Genomic DNA, 17,172 nt, shown 5'->3' on the forward strand with positions numbered 1-17,172 from the left:
ATCTTGTGGATGGGGTTGAAGTAGCCCATCAGCACGATCGGAGTGGTCTGGTTGCCCTGGCGGAATTCGCGGACCATCTGCAGCGTCCTGGCCAGGTCTTGCTTGGCGGCCAGGGCGCGGATGTTGGCCAGCTGGATCGCCGGGCCGTCGGCCATCGGGTCGGTGAAGGGCATGCCCAGTTCGATCACGTCGGCGCCGGCGTCCGGCAGGCCCTTGAGGATGGCCAGGGAGGTGGCGTAGTCCGGGTCGCCGGCGGTGATGAAGGTCACCAGCGCGGCGCGGTTCTGCTGCTTCAGCTCGTCGAAGCGCGTCTTCAGACGGGAGCTCATAGGTGTTCTTCCTGTTCGTCGAAGTGGTGCATGACGGTTTGCATGTCCTTGTCGCCGCGGCCGGAGAGGTTGACCACCATCAGGTGATCCTTCGGCAGGCTCGGCGCGCGCTTGAAGACTTCGGCCAGCGCGTGGGAGGACTCCAGCGCGGGGATGATGCCTTCGAGGCGGCAACAGGTGTGGAAGGCGGCGAGCGCTTCCTTGTCGGTGATGGAGGTGTACTCCACGCGGCCGATGTCGTGCAGCCAGGCGTGTTCCGGGCCGATACCGGGGTAGTCCAGGCCCGCGGAGATCGAATGCGCGTCGATGATCTGGCCGTCTTCGTTCTGCAAGAGGAAGGTGCGGTTGCCGTGCAGCACGCCGGGCACGCCGCCGTTGAGGCTGGCGGCATGCTGGCCGGTCTCGATGCCGTGGCCGGCCGCTTCGACGCCGACGATCTTCACGCTCTGGTCATCGAGGAAGGGGTGGAACAGGCCCATGGCGTTGGAGCCGCCGCCGATGCAGGCGACCAGCGAGTCGGGCAGGCGACCTTCCTGGGCCTGCAACTGGTCGCGGGTTTCCTTGCCGATCACGGCCTGGAAGTCGCGCACCATGGCCGGGTAGGGGTGCGGGCCCGCGACGGTGCCGATCAGGTAGAAGGTGGTGTCGACATTGGTCACCCAGTCGCGCAGGGCTTCGTTCATCGCGTCCTTCAGGGTGCCAGTGCCGGCGGTGACCGGGATCACTTCGGCGCCCAGCAGCTTCATGCGGAAGACGTTGGCCTGCTGGCGGTCGATGTCGGTGGTGCCCATGTAGATCACGCACTGCATGCCGAAGCGCGCGGCCACGGTGGCGGTGGCCACGCCGTGCATGCCGGCGCCGGTCTCGGCGATGATGCGCTGCTTGCCCATGCGCCGGGCCAGCAGGATCTGGCCGATGCAGTTGTTGATCTTGTGCGCGCCGGTGTGATTGAGCTCTTCGCGCTTCAAATAGATCTTCGCGCCGCCGCAGTGCTCGGTCAGGCGTTCGGCGAAATAGAGCGGGGAGGGGCGGCCGACGTAGTCGCGCTGGAAGTAGGCCAGTTCCTTGGCGAACTCGGGGTCCTGCTTGGCCTTCTCGTATTCGGCGGCGAGCTGGTGGATCAGCGGCATCAGGGTTTCGGCGACGTATTGACCGCCGAAGTGGCCGAACAGGCCCTTGGCGTCGGGGCCGTTGCGTAACGAAGTCATGGGAGGCTCCTCTGTGGGTCGCCTGCCGGGGGTGTCGTGGGAGCGGTCTGGACCGCGATCTTTCGTGCAAGACCGCTCCCACGACAACCGGGCAGGTGTGCGATGAGACCAAGGTTACGGCTGCGCGCGCCGGAGCAAAAGCGATAAGATTGCCGCAACCTGTCAGGAAAACTCACCGATGAGCCAGGACCTTCCCCCGCTCAATGCCTTGCGCGCTTTCGAGGCCGCCGCCCGGCTGCAGAGCGTAAGCCAGGCGGCAGTCGAACTCAGCGTGACCCATGGCGCCGTCAGTCGGCAGATCCGGGTGCTCGAAGAAGACCTGGGCCTGGCGCTGTTCAGCAAGGACGGGCGGGGCATAAAACTCACCGATGCCGGGTTGCGGCTGCGTGATGCCGCGGGCGAGGCGTTCGAGCGGCTGCGCAGCACCTGTGCCGAGCTGCGCCAGCAGACGGTCGATGCGCCCTTCGTGCTCGGCTGCCCGGGCAGTCTGCTGGCGCGCTGGTTCATTCCGCGGCTCGACCGGCTCAACCGCGAGCTGCCCGACCTGCACCTGCAGCTGTCGGCCAGCGAAGGGGAGCTGGACCCGCGCCGCGCCGGGCTGGACGCCACGCTCTGGTACGCCGAGCCGCCCTGGCCGGCGGACATGCGGGTGTATGAACTGGGCGAGGAGGCCATCGGGCCGGTGCTCAGCCCCTACCACCCGCAGTTCGCAAGCCTGCGCCAGGCACCCGCCGCGGCCCTGCTCGACCAGGCCCTGCTGCACACCACTTCCCGCCCGCAAGCCTGGCCGACCTGGGCCGCGGGGCAGGGGCTGGCGGTGGACAGGCTGCGCATGGGGCAGGGCTTCGAGCACCTCTACTATTTGCTGGAAGCGGCGTTGGCGGGTCTCGGCGTCGCGATCGCGCCGCAGCAGCTGGTGGCCGATGATCTGGCCAGCGGGCGCCTGGTCGCGCCCTGGGGGTTCGTCCGCACCTCGGCGCGCCTGACGCTCTGGGTGCCGGCCCGGCGCCAGGACCGGCGCGCCGAGCAGCTGGCCGGCTGGTTGCGCAAGGCGCTCGGCTGAAGCGCCGAGGCGATCAGCTGGCCAGGGCGGCGGTGGCCGGTTCCGGTGTTTCCACCGCGTAACCGCGCGGGTTGCGGCTCTGCCAGCGCCAGGCGTCGGCGAGCATGGTGGTGAGGTCTTTCTCGGCGCGCCAGCCCAGTTCCTCCCAGGCCTTGGTCGGGTCCGACCAGCACTGGGCGATGTCGCCGGCGCGGCGGGGCTGGAAGCTGTGGGGCAGCGGCCGGTCGATCACCTGCTCGAAGGCGGTGATCATCTCGCGCACCGAATGGCCCTTGCCCGTTCCCAGGTTCCACACCGAGACGCCCTTGACGCTTTCCAGGCGGTCGAGCGCCTTGAGGTGGCCTTTGACCAGGTCGACCACGTGGATGTAGTCGCGGATGCCGGTGCCGTCGGGCGTGGGGTAGTCGGCGCCGAAGACGTTCAGTTGCTTTCGCCTGCCGACCGCCACCTGCAGCATGTAGGGCAGCAGGTTGTTGGGAATGCCGTTGGGGTCCTCGCCGATCAGGCCCGACTCATGGGCGCCGATCGGGTTGAAGTAGCGCAGCAGGCCGATCGACCAGCGCGGGTCGGAGTCAGCCAGGCCGCGCAGCACGTTCTCGGCCATCAGCTTGGACTGGCCGTACGGGTTGGTCGGAATCCCGGTCGGGCAGCTTTCGGTGATCGGCATCACCGGCGACTCGCCGTAGACGGTGGCCGAGGAGCTGAACACCAGCTTGAAGATCTCCGCTTCGGCCATCGCCTGGCACAGCGCGATGCTGCCGCTGACGTTGGTCTCGTAGTAGCGCAGGGGTTCGCGCACGCTTTCGCCCACGGCCTTGAGACCGGCGAAGTGCATCACCGCGGTGACCGGGTAGGCGGCAAACAGGGCGTTGAGCAGGGGACGGTTGCGCACGTCTCCCTTGACGAAATGCAGCGGCCGGCCCGCCAGCTTCTCTACCCGCTCGAGCGCCGTACGCGAGCTGTTGCAGAGGTTGTCGAGCACCAGCACATCGTGGCCTGCCAGAAGCAGTTCCAGGACCGCATGGGAACCTATGTATCCCGCACCCCCTGTCACCAGAATCATGTTTCTACCTCCGGATATGCACTTTTCGAACACGGTCGAAGACACAGCAGCTCGCCTTGACGGGCAGCGGGCGAGTCAGTCTCCAGAAATGGGATCGGCGGGCCGGGGCAGGCACGTCAGCCGCATCGAAGTGCGCTGGGCTGCTGCCGGCTAAGTCAGACGTCCTGTGAATAGTGACGGGGAGGTGGCTGGCAAGTTCCGGATCGGTGTCAGCCAGCCGACAGCGGGTAGTGCGAAGCGGTCGCACACCGCCGATTTGGAACCCTCGGCGTTTGGCATCGTCCATAGCCGGCGGGGTCGCTCTCGTTGAAGCAGCCGAGCGCTCCGACGATTCCCACCGAATTGATGCTTTACGCAAGGAGGCGTTGGCTTCGAGCGCGATGCGCGGAGAAGGACGGACTGCGCGCCGCCAACCGTGAACAGAGGTGCACAATGAGTTGGGCCGGTCCCTACCAGTACGACATCGGCAAGTCGCGCAGCCCGGATCAGCCACCGGTCGAAGTGGTGTTCGACGAGCAGATTCCGACGCTGTTGTGTCTTTCCCACCTGCGCTGGAGCTTCGTCTACCAGCGTCCTCAGCACCTGATGTCGCGGTTCGCCCGTGACTACAACGTGCTGTTCTTCGAGGAGCCGATCAGTACCGAGGACGACCAGCCCTGGCTCGAGGTGCGCCCCGATGCCAGCGGCGTGCAGGTGCTGGTGCCGCGGTTGCCCGAAGGTTGCCAGGGGGAAGACGCGCTGCGCGTCCAGCGCCAGTTGCTGGACGGCTACCTGGAAAAGCTCGGCGTGGGCGACGACCTGATGCTCTGGTACTACACGCCCATGGCGCTCGGCTATGCCGGCCACCTCAAGCCCAGACTCACGGTCTACGACTGCATGGATGAGCTCTCGGCCTTCCGCGGCGCCCCGCCGGCGCTGGTGGAGAACGAGCGCACCCTGCTCGAGCGCGCCGACGTGGTCTTCACCGGCGGCTACAGCATCTGGGAAGCCAAGCGCGAGCTGCACGACAACGCCCATGCGTTCCCCAGCAGCGTGGACGTCGAGCACTTCGCCGCGGCCCGCAGGCCCCAGGCCGATCCCGAAGACCAGGCCATGATCGGCCGGCCGCGCCTGGGCTTCTACGGTGTGATCGACGAGCGCTTCGACATCCAGCTGGTCGCCGAAGCCGCCGAGCAGCGGCCGGACTGGCAGTTCGTGCTGGTCGGGCCGGTGGTCAAGATCGACCCGGCCGAGCTGCCACGGCGCGACAACATCCATTACCTGGGCGGCAAGACCTACGACGAGCTGCCCCGTTACCTGGCGGGCTGGGACGTGGCCATCATGCCCTTCGCGATGAACGAGTCGACGCGCTTCATCAGCCCCACCAAGACCCCCGAATACCTGGCCGGCGGCTGTCCGGTGGTGTCCACGCCGATCAAGGACGTGGTGCGCACCTACGGCGATACCGACATCGTCTACATCGCCGCGACCACCGACGAGTTCGTCGCCGCGGTCGAGGACGCCCTGGCCGACGCCGCCGACCGCGACCGCCTGCTGGCCACCGCCGACGAGATCTTGGGCGACATGTCCTGGGATTACACCTGGAGCCTGATGAAGGAGAAGATGCAATGCGCCCTGTAAGCGTCCAAGACAGCAATCCCAACCAGGCCTCCGGTCGCAGCGACCACACCCGACCCGCAGGCGAGCCGCCGTCGCGCGCGACCCGCGAACGCGGTTTCGACTACCTCATCGTCGGCGCCGGTTTCGCCGGCAGCGTGCTGGCCGAGCGCCTCGCCGCCGGGCTGAACAAGCGCGTGCTGGTGGTCGACCGTCGCCCGCACATCGGCGGCAACGCCTACGATCACCATGACGAGGCCGGGGTGCTGATCCACCGTTACGGTCCGCACATCTTCCACACCAACTCGCAGCGCATCGTCGACTACCTGTCGCGCTTCACCGAGTGGCGGCCCTACGAGCACCGCGTGCTCGGCCAGGTGGACGGCCAGCTGGTGCCGATCCCGATCAACATGACCACGCTCAACAAGCTCTACGGGCTGAACATGACCACCGAGCAGGAGGCCGCCGACTACCTGGCCAGCCGCGCCGAGCCGGTGGACGACATCCAGACCAGCGAAGACGTGGTGATCAACGGCATCGGCCGCGAGCTCTACGAGAAGTTCTTCCGCGGCTACACCCGCAAGCAGTGGGGGCTGGACCCGTCGCAGCTGGACAAGTCGGTGACCTCGCGGGTGCCGACGCGCACCAACACCGACGACCGCTACTTCACCGACACCTTCCAGCAGATGCCCAGGCATGGCTACACGAAGATGTTCGAGAAGATGCTCGATCACCCCAACATCAAGGTGATGATCAACACCGACTACCGCGAGATCCGCAACGAGGTCGAGTACGACCACCTGATCTACTGCGGCCCGATCGACGAGTATTTCGACTACCGCTTCGGCAAGCTGCCCTATCGCTCGCTCAGGTTCGAGCACAAGCAGCTCGACCAGGCCCGGTTCCAGCCGGTCGGCACGGTCAACTACCCGGCCGAGGACGTGCCCTACACGCGCATCAGCGAGTACAAGCACCTCACCGGGCAGGAACACCCGAAAACCAGCATCACCTACGAGTACCCCTCGGCCGATGGCGACCCCTACTACCCCATCCCGCGGCCGGAGAACGCCGAGCTGTACAAGCGCTACCAGAAGCTCGCCGACGAGACGCCGGGGGTGACCTTCATCGGCCGGCTGGGGACCTACAAGTACTACAACATGGACCAGGTCGTCGGGCAGGCGCTGGCCGCCTACAAACGCATCGAGGAAGCCGAGCTGGGCCCCGAGGCCGGCGAGAGCGCGGAGCACGCCCGCAGCCTGGCCGAGCAGGCACCTTGAGTTGAGCGGCGCGTGACGCGCCTAACCGTAGCCCCCGGGTCGCCGACGCGCGACGCCCCGGGGCTGCGCTTGCGAGTGAAGAGACGATGCACCGACCGACGATTTTCGACAGCTTCTTCATGGGCGGCTTCGAGTGTTCCAACCACCGCCGCGGCGACGGCCGCCGGCTGGACCTGCTCGATGCGACCGGACATGACCGGTTCGCCGCCCACGACTACGCCACGCTGCAGCGCTACGGGCTGCGCACCGTCCGGGACGGCGCGCGCTGGCACCTGATCGAGCGCGTGCCGGGCCAGTACGACTGGTCCAGCTTCCTGCCGATGCTGCGCGCCGCGCACCGCCAGGGCACCCAGGTGATCTGGGACCTGTGCCACTACGGCTGGCCGGACGACATCGACATTTGGCGTCCGCAGTTCGTCCAGCGCTTCGCGCGCTATGCCGCCGCCCTGGCGCAGGTGGTCAAGGACGAAACCGGCGAGGTGCCGTTCTTCGCGCCGCTCAACGAAATCTCCTTCTGGGCGTGGGCCGGCGGCGACGTGGCCTACTTCAACCCGATGGCCCGGGGCCGTGGGCCGGAGCTCAAGCACCAGCTGGTGCGTGCGACCATCGCCGCGATCGAGGCGATCCGCGAGGTGGAACCGCGGGCGCGCTTCGTCCAGGTCGACCCGGCCATCCATGTGGTGGCCCGCAACGACCGGCCGGGCCCGCAGCGCGAGGCGGAGAACTTCCGCCAGTCGCAGTTCGAGGCCTGGGACATGCTCTGCGGGCTGGCCTGGCCGGGCCTGGGCGGTGCGCCGGAGTACCTGGACATTCTCGGGGTCAACTATTACTCGGACAACCAGTGGTATCACGGCGACGGCCAGACCATCGATCGCAGCAACCCCGATTACCGCCCGTTCAAGGGCATCCTGCAGGAGATCTGGCGGCGCTACGAGCGCCCGCTGGTGGTCGCCGAGACCGGTGCCGAAGGCGATGTGCGTGGCGAATGGCTGCGCTACGTGGCCGAGCAGGTCGGGCTGGCGATGCAGCGCGGCGTGCCGGTCGAGGGCATCTGCCTGTATCCGGTGGTGGACTACCCTGGCTGGACGGACGACAGGCACTGCCCGGTCGGGCTGCTCGGCTTCCCCGACGACAACGGCACGCGAAAGCCGCACGACGGCCTGGCCGATGAGCTGCGCCTGCAACAGGCCCGCTTCGCCCACGCCGAACACCCCGAGTCGAAGACGGTAGACATAACATCATGAGCGCCAAGGCCGCGTCGAAGGGTCAACCACTTCTTCCCGGCCAGCCGGTGGCCTTTCTCTGGCATTACATCCGCGTCAGACCCTGGCACTTCGGCGGGTTGCTGGCCCTGATCGTCGGCGCGGCTTCCTGCGCGGTGGCGGTGCAGTACGGGATGAAGCTGCTGGTCGATGCCATGGCCACCCGCGACCGCTCCGAGGCCAACGTCTGGTTCCCCCTCGGCCTGTTCATCAGCCTGATCGTCCTGGAAAACGTCTTCTGGCGCCTGGGCGGCTGGCTTGGCTGCCGCACCGTGGTGGCGAGCGTGGTGGACATCCGCGTCGACCTGTTCAAGCACCTGACCGGGCACCCGATGCGGTACTTCACCGAGCATTTCGCCGGCTCGCTGGGTAACCGCATCTCGGCCCTGGGGCAGGCCGCGGGCGCCATCTACGGTGGGTTGGCCTGGAAGATCGTGCCGCCGATCGTGGACTTCCTCGGCGCGGTGGTGGTGCTGATCACCGTCGACGGACGGATGGCGGTGGCGCTGATCGTCTTCGTGATGATCGTGGCCGCGCTGATCACCGGTTTCGGCATCCGTGGGCGCTCCAAGCACCAGCGCTTCGCCGCGCAGGCCGCGCGGGTCGGCGGCGAGCTGGTCGATGCGGTCTCCAACGTCTGGACCATCAAGGCCTTTTCCGCCCGCGACCGCGAGAGCGAGCGGCTCGCCCAGGAGATCGGCTACGAGGCCCGCGCCCAGCGGCGCAGCTGGATGTACCTGGAGAAGGCCCGGGTGATGCACGACATCTGCCTGTCGCTGATGGCCGGCGGCATGCTGATCTGGGCGATCAGCCTGTGGGTCGGCGGCTCGGTGACCTCCGGCGACGTGGTGCTGGTCAGCGCGCTGACGTTCCGCATCCTGCACGGCTCGCGCGACCTGGCCCTGGCGCTGGTGGACACCACCCAGCAGATCGGCGCGATCGACGACACCCTGCGCATCATCGTCCAGCCCCATGGCCTGCAGGATGCCGAGACCCAGCTCAAGCTCGCCGAAGGCGACATCACCTTCGAGGCGATCAGCTTCGCCTACCCCGACCGTGGCCCGGTGTTCGAGAAGTTCGACCTGCACATCCCGGCCGGGCAGAAGGTGGGCATCGTCGGCTCCTCGGGGGCGGGCAAGTCCACCCTCATCAACCTGATCCAGCGGCTGGACGACGTCCAGGACGGGCGCATCCTGATCGACGGCCAGGACGTGCGCAGCGTCAGCCAGGACAGCCTGCGCGAGAAGATCGCGGTGGTGCCGCAGGAAACCGCGCTGTTCAACCGCACCATCCGCGAGAACATCCGCTACGGCCGGCCCGGCGCCAGCGACGAGGACGTGATCGAGGCGGCGCGCAACGCCTTCTGCGATGCCTTCATCCGCGAGCTGCCCGAGGGCTACGACACCATGGTGGGCGAGCGCGGCGTGATGCTGTCCGGTGGTCAGCGCCAGCGCCTTGGCATCGCCCGTGCGTTCCTAAAGGACGCGCCGATCCTGATCCTGGACGAGGCCACCTCGGCGCTCGATACCCAGTCGGAAGCGGAAATCCAGGCGGCGCTGAGCAAGCTGGTGCAGGACCGCACGGTGGTGGCCGTGGCCCATCGCCTGTCGACGCTCGCCTCCTTCGATCGCATCGTCGTGCTCAAGCACGGCAAGCTGATCGAGGACGGCACGCCGCAGGAGCTGCGCAGCCGCGGCGGCGAGTTCGAGTCGCTCTGGCGCATGCAGTCCGAGGGGTTCACCGCCGCCGCAGCACCGGCCGCCCCCGCGTCGGCACCCGCCGAGTGACATGAGCGCGCGCAAGCCCCGCGACGGCGGTCTCGACCGCAAAGGGCGTGCGAAGCGCCCCGAGCCGGCGGCCCTCGCGCGGGTCCGGGTCGAGTCCGAGAGCCTGCGCAGCGTGGGCTACGACCCGGACAGCCGCATTCTGGAGGTGGAGTTCCAGGGCGACGGGCTCTACCGCTACGAGGACGTGCCGCCCGAGGTGGTGCTCGAGCTGCTGGAGGCCGAGTCGATGGGCACCTATTTCAACCAGGTGTTCAAGGCCCGGGGCCATCGCTACCGGCGCCTGGATTGAGCGGTATCGGCCGTGGTGATCGCGGCCGTATCGCTGAACTTCTGCCCGCGTTCGCGGGCCTGAAATAGGGCAGGACGCGCACCAACGGGCCGGAAGCCTATAACCCATTCAGGGGAGAGGCCATGACAGATCACCACACGTACAAGAAAGTCGAAATCGTCGGTTCTTCGCGCAACAGCGTCGACGAGGCGATCCAGAACGCGATCAGCGAGGCCAGCAGCAGCCTGCAGAACGTCGAATGGTTCGAGGTGGGCGAGATTCGCGGCCACGTCGAGAACGGCAAGGTCGGCCACTTCCAGGTCACCCTGAAAGTCGGCTTCCGCCTGATCAACAGCTGATGCCGGGGCTGCGTCTGCAGCCCTTCGCTGCTTCGGGCCGGTTCCGTCGGAACGGCGGTCCTACCTGACGGGCGGTGCGGGGTTCGTCAGGCAGGTGGCGGGGCCGCTGCCACGGACCGCGCAGGCCTGTAGGCGCTACGGGTCTGGCGCGTAGGGGCCGCCTGATGGAGCCGTTAACGCCGGGGCTGGCAGCGGGTTCGTTAATAGTGGGTATCAACCCTCGTAACTGGCCAGCGCCCTGGCGCTGACCTAAAGTGCCCAGCCTTTATTTCCTTCTGCTTCATGGGTGACGTCATGCCCCAACTGTCCGACCTGCCGCTCTCCGTCCTGGACCTGTGCCCCATCACCGAGGGCGGCACCATCGCCCAGGCGCTGCACAACACCCTCGAGCTGGCGCAGCACGCCGAAGCCCTCGGCTACAACCGCTACTGGCTGGCCGAGCACCACAACATCCCCAGCGTGGCCAGCTCCGCCACCGCCGTGGTCATCGGGCAGGTCGCCGCGGCCACCCGGCGCATGCGCATCGGCTCGGGCGGCATCATGTTGCCCAACCACGCGCCGCTGGTGATCGCCGAGCAGTTCGGCACGCTGGAAAGCCTGTTTCCCGGGCGGATCGACCTGGGCCTGGGCCGCGCGCCCGGCAGCGACCAGCTCACTGCCCGCGCCCTGCGCCGGCACCTGGGCGACGAGGACACCGCCTTCCCGCAGCAGCTCGAAGAGCTGCGCCATTACCTGAGCGAGCCGGTACCGGGGCAGAAGTTGATCGCCATTCCCGGCGCGGGGCTGCACATCCCGATCTGGCTGCTCGGCTCGGCGGGCTTCAGCGCCCAGCTGGCCGGCCAGCTGGGCCTGCCGTTCGCCTTTGCCGCGCAGTTCGCGCCGGACAACGCGCTGCGGGCGCTGGCGATCTACCGCCAGAGCTTCGTGCCCTCGGGCGTGCTGGACAAACCCTACGCCATGGTCGGGATCAACGTGGTCGCCGCCGACAGCGACGAAGAGGCGCATTACCTGGCGACCTCGCACCAGCAGGCCTTCCTGCACCTGATCCGTGGCAAACCCACCGCGCTGCCGGCGCCGACCCACCACATCGACTCGCTCTGGCTGCCCCACGAGCGCGCCGCGGTGAACGGCCAGCTGCGCGCGACCTTCGTCGGCACTCGCGAGAGCCTGCCGGCGCAGATCGACGATTTCCTGCAGCAGACCCAGGCCGACGAATTCATCGTCAACAGCGCCATCCACGACCCGGCGGCGCGGCGTCATTCCTACACCTTGCTCAAGCGCCTGGCGCATGGCTGAGCATCAGCCCGCGCGTTCGGAAGCGTCGGGCATGGCCGTGGAGCCACGGCGGCGTTCGTAGCGGCTCAGCAGCGGCTGGGTGCTGAGCCCGTGGATGAGGATGCTCAGCGCCACCACCGACAGCACCAGCGGGATCAGGTCGTCGGTTTCCGCGGGCAGCAGCCCGTGGGTGATGGCGTAGCTCAGGTAGTACAGGCTGCCGATGCCGCGGATGCCGAACCAGCCGGCCAGCAGCTGCTGCGGGCGGTCCAGGTAGCGACGCGGCATCAGCAGCAGCACGCAGAGCGGCCGGATCACCAGGAACAGCGCCAGGGCCAGGGGTAGCGCCCGCCAGTCCCAGTGCACCGAGACCAGCACCCCGAGCAGGGTTACCAGCAGCACCTCCAGCGAGCGCTCGATCTGCCCGCCGAAGGCCAGGATGTCACCCAGCAGGACGCCGGCCGCGACCTTGGGCTCGGCGATCCTGCCGTCTTCCAGCGGCAGCTCGCGGGGCGTCAGCCCGCCTTCGGCGGCATGGGGCACCACGCCGACGACGAGTTCCTCAGAAGGCGTTTCCGACTTCTCGGCGACCTGCATCTCGGCATGCCGCAGGCCCAGGCCCGCGGCGAACACGGCGAGAAAGCCCCAGGCGCCGATCACCTCGGCGCCGACGTAGGCCAGGGCGATCAGCGCCAGGGCCAGGGAATCGTTCGGCGACATGGCGGTGTCGGCATGCCGGGCGCGCAGGTGGATCGCCAGGCGTCCCACCCGCTTGCCCAGCACGAAGCCCAGCAGCAGTCCGGCCGGAACCGCCCAGAACACCCGGTGTAGCGCCCATTCCCCGACCCAGCCGGCGGCCAGCGTTTCCTGCTCGATCAGCAGCAGGCCGAAGACCACGAAGGGGAACGCCGTGCCGTCGTTGAAGCCCGCCTCGCCGGAAAGGCCATAGCGCAGCCGGTCGTGGTCGCGCGCGTTGTTCACCTGCACCAGGCTTGCCAGCACCGGATCGGTGGGCGCGAGTATCGCGCCGATCAGCACCGAGACGCCCCAGCTCATCCCGAACAGGTAATGGCACAGCAGGGTGACGCCGGCGATGCAGCCCAGCATCACCGGGCCGGCGAGCACGTAGGCGCTCTTCCAGGACGGGTGGCGCAGCGGCATGCGCAGTTTCAGGCCGCTGATGAACAGCGAGACCAGCACCGCGACCTCGGTGAGGTGTTCCATCCAGCCGGCGATGAGCAGGAAATCCATTTCCCACAGCCCGATGCCGAGCTCGCCGATCAGCACGCCGAAGCCGAGGTAGATCAGCGAGGTGGTGACCGGGAGCCAGCGCAGGTAAGCCGAGGCCAGCGCCAGGATCAGCAACAGGACGCCGAGAACGGCCATCCATTCGATAAAGGTCATGGGTTATCCGGACAGGGGCGAGACGGTCAGCGGCGCGTGGCGACCGTGGTTTTTCGAGCCGGGGCCGGGAGGCGAGTTCCGGCGCGGCGGACGACCGGCGCCGCCGCGCCAGGGATCACGGGCCGCAGAAGGACACTTCGGCGCGGGTGAGCAGGTTGTCCTGCTCGTCATAGAGCCAGCCCTGTGGCTGAAAGCCCATCGCGCGGGACTCGAATCGGTAGCGGCGGCCGGCCTCGAAGTCGTGGTTGACCGTCAGCAGGCAGCGCAGCCGGCGTGGCTCGTTGAGCATGCCACCGCCGCCGATCTCGAATTCGAACGAGGCTTCCAGCGCGTGGGGGCCCGGGGGCACCTGGAAGAACCGGCCATCCTCGACGCGCTGGCGGTCGATACGCTGGGCCATGAAGGTGTCGATCGGCATCATCGTGTGCAGGTCGACCCAGGCCCGGTCGTCACGCGGCTCGGGCAGCGGGCCGGCGCAGCCGGACAGGATCAGCAGCAGGGACAGGACGAGCGACCGGCGCATGAAGGATCTCCAGGGGACACGCATCATAAGCCTGAGACATCGCCGCAGCCTCGTTCTTCTGCCCGCGCGAGCAGGAAATTCTTCTCGTCGTAGAGTTTGGCCCAGGGCCTGAAGCCGTAGCGGCCGGCCACCAGGCGATAGCGTTCGCCCGCGGAGAAGCGGTCATAGGCCAGGCTCAGGCGGCAGTCGCGTGGCAGCGGCGCACTGCCGGCACCCACGTCGTGACCGGCCACGTCGAAGCGGTAGCGCATTTCCAGCTGGCGGCTGCCGGGCTCGAACTGGAAGTAGCGGTCGTCCTCGAGGCGCGCGCTGTCGACCGCCAGCGCCTCGAGCCGGGTGTCCTGGCTCGGTGCGAGGTCGACCCAGGCCTGGCTGGGATCGGGGTCGGGAATCGGATGGGCACAGCCGGCCGACAGCAGCAGGGAAGCGATGATCAGGGCAGCGCGCATGCGGGTCTCCGAGGGGGCGAGCGGGACGCTGGAGTGCCCCCGGGCAAATGGGGTAGGGTCGGCGCATGCCGCGCCGTGAAACCGCCTTTCTCGACCACCTGATGCCCCGTTGGGTTCCCCTGCTGCTCATGCTTTGTCTGGGCGGTTGCGGCACCTACTACGGTCAGCTGGCCCGTGGGCAGCTGGAACTGCTGCGCCAGCGCGAGCCGGTGGAGCGGATCATCGCCGACCCCTCGCGCGATGCGCAGCTGCGCGAGCGCCTCGCCCTGGCCCTGCAGGCGCGCGCCTTCGCCAGTGCGCGGCTCGGGCTGCCCGACAACGGCAGCTACCGCGTCTACGCCGACATCGGCCGTCCCTACGTGGTGTGGAACGTCTTCGCCACGCCGGAATTCTCGATCCAGCCGCTGACCCACTGCTTCCCCATCGCCGGCTGCGTCGCCTACCGCGGTTACTACCGCCAGGGCGCGGCGCGCGGCGCGGCGGCGCTGCTCGGCCAGCAGGGCTACGACACCCATGTCGCCGGCGTCGAGGCCTATTCCACCCTGGGCTGGTTCGACGATCCGCTGCTCAGCTCGATGATGAGCTGGGACGAGGACCGGCTGGCCGCGCTGATCTTCCACGAACTCGCCCATCAGCAGCTCTACGTGCCGGACGACACCGCCTTCAACGAATCCTTCGCCAGCTTCGTCGAGCGCGAGGGGCTGCGTCAGTGGCGCGCCAGCCGGGGGCTGCCACCACGCGACGAGCAGGCGCGCGAGCAGTACGCCGCGCTCGTCGAGCTGGTGCTGGAGACCCGCGAGCGGCTCGACCGGCTCTATGCCTCGGGGTTGCCCGAGGCGCGGATGCGCCAGGCCAAGGCCGAGGAATTCGAACGCCTGCGGCGTCTCTACCGCGAGCGGCGTGATCGGCAGTGGGGCGGGGTGGGGCGCTTCGATCGCTGGATCGAGCAGCCCTTGAACAACGCCCGGCTGCTGCCCTTCGGCCTCTATGACCGCTGGGTGCCCGCCTTCGCCAGTCTGTTCGAGCAGGTCGGGCGTGACTGGCCGGCCTTCTACGCGCGGGTCGCCGAACTCGGCCGGTTGCCCGTCAAGGAGCGGGAGGCGCGGCTCGACGCGCTTCGCTGAGCCGTTTCCCTGCACCGACGGCGCGGGCCGACCCCATCGAAGGCCGTCCATCCACAAGCGCCTTGGCGCCGCCCATCCAGAAAACCTCCGACCCGACGATCTGCAAGGAATTTGTCCGGCACCGCCTCCGTCCCTTTTCAAGGGCCGCAGCGTTTTGCGGCCGCCCCCTCGGGCGTACCCCGTACGCCGTGAATGACCCGTCCCACGGAGGCTCCATGGATAAGCTGTCAGGCATACTCGACAACAAGGGCACGCCCTTGGCAAAGCAGAAGTTCACCTGGAAGGAGATGACCGGCAAGCCCATCAGCAAACTCGATGACGACGCCTTCACCCGCGTGCGCATCATCCTCATGAACGGCATCGAGACCGACGCGCTGCGTCTCAAGCACGGCATCGCCCGCATCACTGGCCAGCTGCGCCAGCCGCTGGCCGAGATCCGCCGGGTCGAGCAGCACCAGGCGACCATGGTCAACTGGCTGATCTCCGCCGACCACTCGCCCCTGGAAACCACGGTGGCCTACGAGCAGGTGGCCATCGAGGTGACGGCCGCGGTGGCGCAGAGCGAGCCCGACCCTTACCAGGCGCAGACCTATCGCTTCGGCCTGCTGGAGGACTTCGATCACCTCTACCGCTATTCGGCGATGCTCGACCGCCTCGAAGGCAAGGATGCGAACAACATCCTGCAGGGCTACACCGACATCGTGCCGGGCCGCCCGACCTCCCAGCACCACCGGCACCCCGACGACGACCTGCGCGAAAGCTACGTGAAGGACGAGGCGGCGCTGATCACCAAGATCCACGCCGCGATGATCACCGCGGCCGAGTTCCAGACCCACGACTACTACATGAACATCGGCCCGCTGTTCGCCGACCCGCTGGCGCGCCAGCTGTACGCCGAGATCGCCTCGGTCGAGGAGCAGCACGTCACCCAGTACGGCTCGCTGGCCGATCCGCAGGAAAGCTTCATGGAGAAGTGGCTGGTCCACGAAGCCATGGAGGTCTACGCCTACGCCAGCTGTGCCGAGCAGGAAACGAATCCGCGCATCAAGGCGATCTGGGAGCGCTTCCTCGACTATGAGCTGGGCCACCTGAACGTCGCCTGCGAGTACTTCAAGAAGCTCGAGCGGCGCGATCCGGCGGAAATTCTCGGCGGGCCGCTGCCCAAGATGGTCGAGTTCAAGAGCCAGCGCGAATTCGTGCGCAAGGTGCTCGCCGCCGAGCTCAACCTGCGCACCAGCGGCACCCAGTACGTGGATATCACCCAGGAGCCGAAGAGCTCCCTCGACTACCGTGCACAGCTCAATTCGGAAGGCATCGCCGCCGACATCGTCTCCGCTGGCTACCAGTGGGCGCCGGGCACCGAACTGATCCGTAAAGCTTCCTGAGGAGAATGACCATGGCCCACGCTGCCAAAGTCGGCACCAACGTGACCGGCGTGCAAATGTCCCCCAAGGACACCAAGAGCCTCCTGGAGGCCGTCAATTCCATCACCCCCGACGTGCCGGGCGACGAAACCGGAATCGCCCGCGAGCGCGGGGCCCGTGCCGAGGACGCGGGGCGCATCGGCTCGGTGCCGATCCCGGGTTCGGCCAAGGGCATGATCAAGACGACCTTCGACATGCTCAAGGGCAAGAGCCCGGAAATCCTCATCGACAAGCTCGGCGAACGCCTGGCCTACGAGCGCAACGGCGTGCGCCTGTACGACGCGATGATCGCCAAGGCCAAGGCGCTTGAGCCCGCCAACTCGCCGCTGGTCGATACCCTCAAGCACATCCGCGAGGAAGAGGCCGAGCACATGATGCTGCTGGTCAGCGCGATCGAGCAGCTGGGCGCCGACCCCACCGCGCAGACGCCGAGCGCCGATGTGGTCGGGGTCATGGCCATGGGCATCGTCCAGGTGCTGACCGACCCGCGCACCAACGTCGAGCAGGGCCTCAACGCGCTGCTGACCGTGGAGCTGGCGGACAACGCGGCCTGGGAGCTGTTGATCGAGCTGTCCCGCGCCGCTGGGCACGACAATATTGCCGACAGTTTCATGAAGGCGCTGGACCAGGAAAACGACCATCTGGTGAAGATCAAGACCGTGATGCGCCGCGACCTGATCACCCAGATCAAGTAATTCCCTCGCGACGACGCCCGGCAGGCGAACCGCCCGCCGGGTGGCGTCCGACCGCTTCCCGCTACG

Annotated in this window: 17 protein-coding genes; 11 read left to right on the forward strand and 6 right to left on the reverse strand. The window is 67.8% G+C overall.

Features of this window, described 5'->3' with window-relative positions:
• On the reverse strand, positions 1-329 hold a 329-nt coding region (gene trpA / locus DN824_RS08195), incomplete at its 3' end, for a tryptophan synthase subunit alpha (RefSeq protein WP_138407866.1).
• A complete protein-coding gene (gene trpB / locus DN824_RS08200) occupies positions 326-1,537 on the reverse strand; it encodes a tryptophan synthase subunit beta (RefSeq protein WP_138407867.1) in 1,212 nt (403 codons plus the stop codon). The genes trpA and trpB, both read right to left, overlap by 4 nt.
• A 178-nt stretch (positions 1,538-1,715) precedes the next feature.
• On the opposite strand from trpB, the gene DN824_RS08205 reads away from it, so the two are divergent.
• A complete protein-coding gene (locus DN824_RS08205) occupies positions 1,716-2,600 on the forward strand; it encodes a LysR family transcriptional regulator (RefSeq protein WP_138407868.1) in 885 nt (294 codons plus the stop codon).
• Between the two features lie 13 nt (positions 2,601-2,613).
• On the opposite strand, the gene galE is transcribed toward DN824_RS08205, so the two are convergent.
• Positions 2,614-3,663 carry a UDP-glucose 4-epimerase GalE gene (galE, locus tag DN824_RS08210; RefSeq protein ID WP_138407869.1) on the reverse strand — a complete coding sequence of 350 codons (1,050 nt, stop codon included), beginning with the start codon at positions 3,661-3,663 and terminating at the stop codon, positions 2,614-2,616.
• A gap of 432 nt (positions 3,664-4,095) precedes the next feature.
• Here galE and DN824_RS08215 point away from each other — a divergent pair, with 432 nt between their 5' ends.
• The 7 genes from DN824_RS08215 (at position 4,096) to DN824_RS08245 (ending at position 11,508) form a co-directional block, all read left to right on the forward strand.
• A complete protein-coding gene (locus DN824_RS08215) occupies positions 4,096-5,283 on the forward strand; it encodes a glycosyltransferase family 1 protein (RefSeq protein ID WP_138407870.1) in 1,188 nt (395 codons plus the stop codon).
• Positions 5,271-6,536 carry a UDP-galactopyranose mutase gene (gene glf / locus DN824_RS08220; protein WP_138407871.1) on the forward strand — a complete coding sequence of 422 codons (1,266 nt, stop codon included), beginning with the start codon at positions 5,271-5,273 and terminating at the stop codon, positions 6,534-6,536. Before DN824_RS08215 ends, glf begins: the two co-directional genes overlap by 13 nt.
• An 86-nt stretch (positions 6,537-6,622) precedes the next feature.
• Complete coding sequence (locus DN824_RS08225; protein WP_138407872.1) at positions 6,623-7,780, forward strand: glycoside hydrolase family 1 protein; 1,158 nt, start codon at positions 6,623-6,625, stop codon at positions 7,778-7,780.
• The gene (locus DN824_RS08230) at positions 7,777-9,585 is read left to right on the forward strand and encodes an ABC transporter ATP-binding protein (RefSeq protein ID WP_138407873.1); all 1,809 of its coding nucleotides are present in this window, start codon (positions 7,777-7,779) and stop codon (positions 9,583-9,585) included. The genes DN824_RS08225 and DN824_RS08230 overlap by 4 nt, the downstream gene beginning before the upstream one ends.
• 1 nt (position 9,586) lies before the next feature.
• Positions 9,587-9,874: a KTSC domain-containing protein gene (locus tag DN824_RS22875; protein WP_138407874.1), complete on the forward strand. Its 288-nt coding sequence runs from the start codon at positions 9,587-9,589 to the stop codon at positions 9,872-9,874.
• A 122-nt stretch (positions 9,875-9,996) separates the two neighbouring features.
• Entirely contained in the window at positions 9,997-10,212 is a 216-nt protein-coding gene (locus DN824_RS08240) for a dodecin (RefSeq protein WP_138407875.1), read from the forward strand.
• Positions 10,213-10,506: 294 nt separating this feature from the next.
• A complete protein-coding gene (locus tag DN824_RS08245; RefSeq protein ID WP_138407876.1) occupies positions 10,507-11,508 on the forward strand; it encodes an LLM class flavin-dependent oxidoreductase in 1,002 nt (333 codons plus the stop codon).
• Between the two features lie 3 nt (positions 11,509-11,511).
• Here DN824_RS08245 and DN824_RS08250 read toward each other — a convergent pair whose 3' ends face one another.
• The 3 genes from DN824_RS08250 to DN824_RS08260 all read right to left on the reverse strand — a co-directional run bounded on the left by DN824_RS08250 (position 11,512) and on the right by DN824_RS08260 (position 13,863).
• Positions 11,512-12,891 carry a cation:proton antiporter gene (locus tag DN824_RS08250; RefSeq protein ID WP_138407877.1) on the reverse strand — a complete coding sequence of 460 codons (1,380 nt, stop codon included), beginning with the start codon at positions 12,889-12,891 and terminating at the stop codon, positions 11,512-11,514.
• 115 nt (positions 12,892-13,006) lie between these two features.
• The gene (locus DN824_RS08255; protein ID WP_138407878.1) at positions 13,007-13,414 is read right to left on the reverse strand and encodes a PA0061/PA0062 family lipoprotein; all 408 of its coding nucleotides are present in this window, start codon (positions 13,412-13,414) and stop codon (positions 13,007-13,009) included.
• Positions 13,415-13,437: 23 nt separating this feature from the next.
• Complete coding sequence (locus DN824_RS08260; RefSeq protein WP_138407879.1) at positions 13,438-13,863, reverse strand: PA0061/PA0062 family lipoprotein; 426 nt, start codon at positions 13,861-13,863, stop codon at positions 13,438-13,440.
• Between the two features lie 65 nt (positions 13,864-13,928).
• On the opposite strand from DN824_RS08260, the gene DN824_RS08265 reads away from it, so the two are divergent.
• The 3 genes from DN824_RS08265 to DN824_RS08275 all read left to right on the forward strand — a co-directional run bounded on the left by DN824_RS08265 (position 13,929) and on the right by DN824_RS08275 (position 17,106).
• Positions 13,929-14,987 (forward strand): aminopeptidase, encoded by a 1,059-nt coding sequence (locus tag DN824_RS08265; RefSeq protein ID WP_138407880.1) that lies wholly within the window; start codon positions 13,929-13,931, stop codon positions 14,985-14,987.
• Between the two features lie 215 nt (positions 14,988-15,202).
• Complete coding sequence (locus DN824_RS08270) at positions 15,203-16,372, forward strand: hypothetical protein (protein WP_138407881.1); 1,170 nt, start codon at positions 15,203-15,205, stop codon at positions 16,370-16,372.
• Positions 16,373-16,383: 11 nt separating this feature from the next.
• On the forward strand, positions 16,384-17,106 hold the full coding sequence (locus tag DN824_RS08275) for a ferritin-like domain-containing protein (RefSeq protein WP_138407882.1): 723 nt from the start codon (positions 16,384-16,386) through the stop codon (positions 17,104-17,106).
• Positions 17,107-17,172 lie beyond the last annotated feature (66 nt).

This window comes from Stutzerimonas nosocomialis, assembly GCF_005876855.1.
Taxonomy (GTDB): Bacteria; Pseudomonadota; Gammaproteobacteria; order Pseudomonadales; family Pseudomonadaceae; genus Stutzerimonas; species Stutzerimonas nosocomialis.

Coding starts and splice junctions, on each gene's coding strand:
- DN824_RS08245 (WP_138407876.1), top strand. CDS start 10,507: ATGCCCCAACTGTCCGACCTGCCGCTCTCCGTCCTGGACCTGTGCCCC.
- DN824_RS08230 (WP_138407873.1), top strand. CDS start 7,777: ATGAGCGCCAAGGCCGCGTCGAAGGGTCAACCACTTCTTCCCGGCCAG.
- DN824_RS08240 (WP_138407875.1), top strand. CDS start 9,997: ATGACAGATCACCACACGTACAAGAAAGTCGAAATCGTCGGTTCTTCG.
- DN824_RS08205 (WP_138407868.1), top strand. CDS start 1,716: ATGAGCCAGGACCTTCCCCCGCTCAATGCCTTGCGCGCTTTCGAGGCC.
- DN824_RS08275 (WP_138407882.1), top strand. CDS start 16,384: ATGGCCCACGCTGCCAAAGTCGGCACCAACGTGACCGGCGTGCAAATG.
- DN824_RS22875 (WP_138407874.1), top strand. CDS start 9,587: ATGAGCGCGCGCAAGCCCCGCGACGGCGGTCTCGACCGCAAAGGGCGT.
- DN824_RS08250 (WP_138407877.1), bottom strand. CDS start 12,891: ATGACCTTTATCGAATGGATGGCCGTTCTCGGCGTCCTGTTGCTGATC.
- DN824_RS08270 (WP_138407881.1), top strand. CDS start 15,203: ATGGATAAGCTGTCAGGCATACTCGACAACAAGGGCACGCCCTTGGCA.
- trpB (WP_138407867.1), bottom strand. CDS start 1,537: ATGACTTCGTTACGCAACGGCCCCGACGCCAAGGGCCTGTTCGGCCAC.
- DN824_RS08255 (WP_138407878.1), bottom strand. CDS start 13,414: ATGCGCCGGTCGCTCGTCCTGTCCCTGCTGCTGATCCTGTCCGGCTGC.
- galE (WP_138407869.1), bottom strand. CDS start 3,663: ATGATTCTGGTGACAGGGGGTGCGGGATACATAGGTTCCCATGCGGTC.
- DN824_RS08225 (WP_138407872.1), top strand. CDS start 6,623: ATGCACCGACCGACGATTTTCGACAGCTTCTTCATGGGCGGCTTCGAG.
- DN824_RS08215 (WP_138407870.1), top strand. CDS start 4,096: ATGAGTTGGGCCGGTCCCTACCAGTACGACATCGGCAAGTCGCGCAGC.
- DN824_RS08260 (WP_138407879.1), bottom strand. CDS start 13,863: ATGCGCGCTGCCCTGATCATCGCTTCCCTGCTGCTGTCGGCCGGCTGT.
- glf (WP_138407871.1), top strand. CDS start 5,271: ATGCGCCCTGTAAGCGTCCAAGACAGCAATCCCAACCAGGCCTCCGGT.
- DN824_RS08265 (WP_138407880.1), top strand. CDS start 13,929: ATGCCGCGCCGTGAAACCGCCTTTCTCGACCACCTGATGCCCCGTTGG.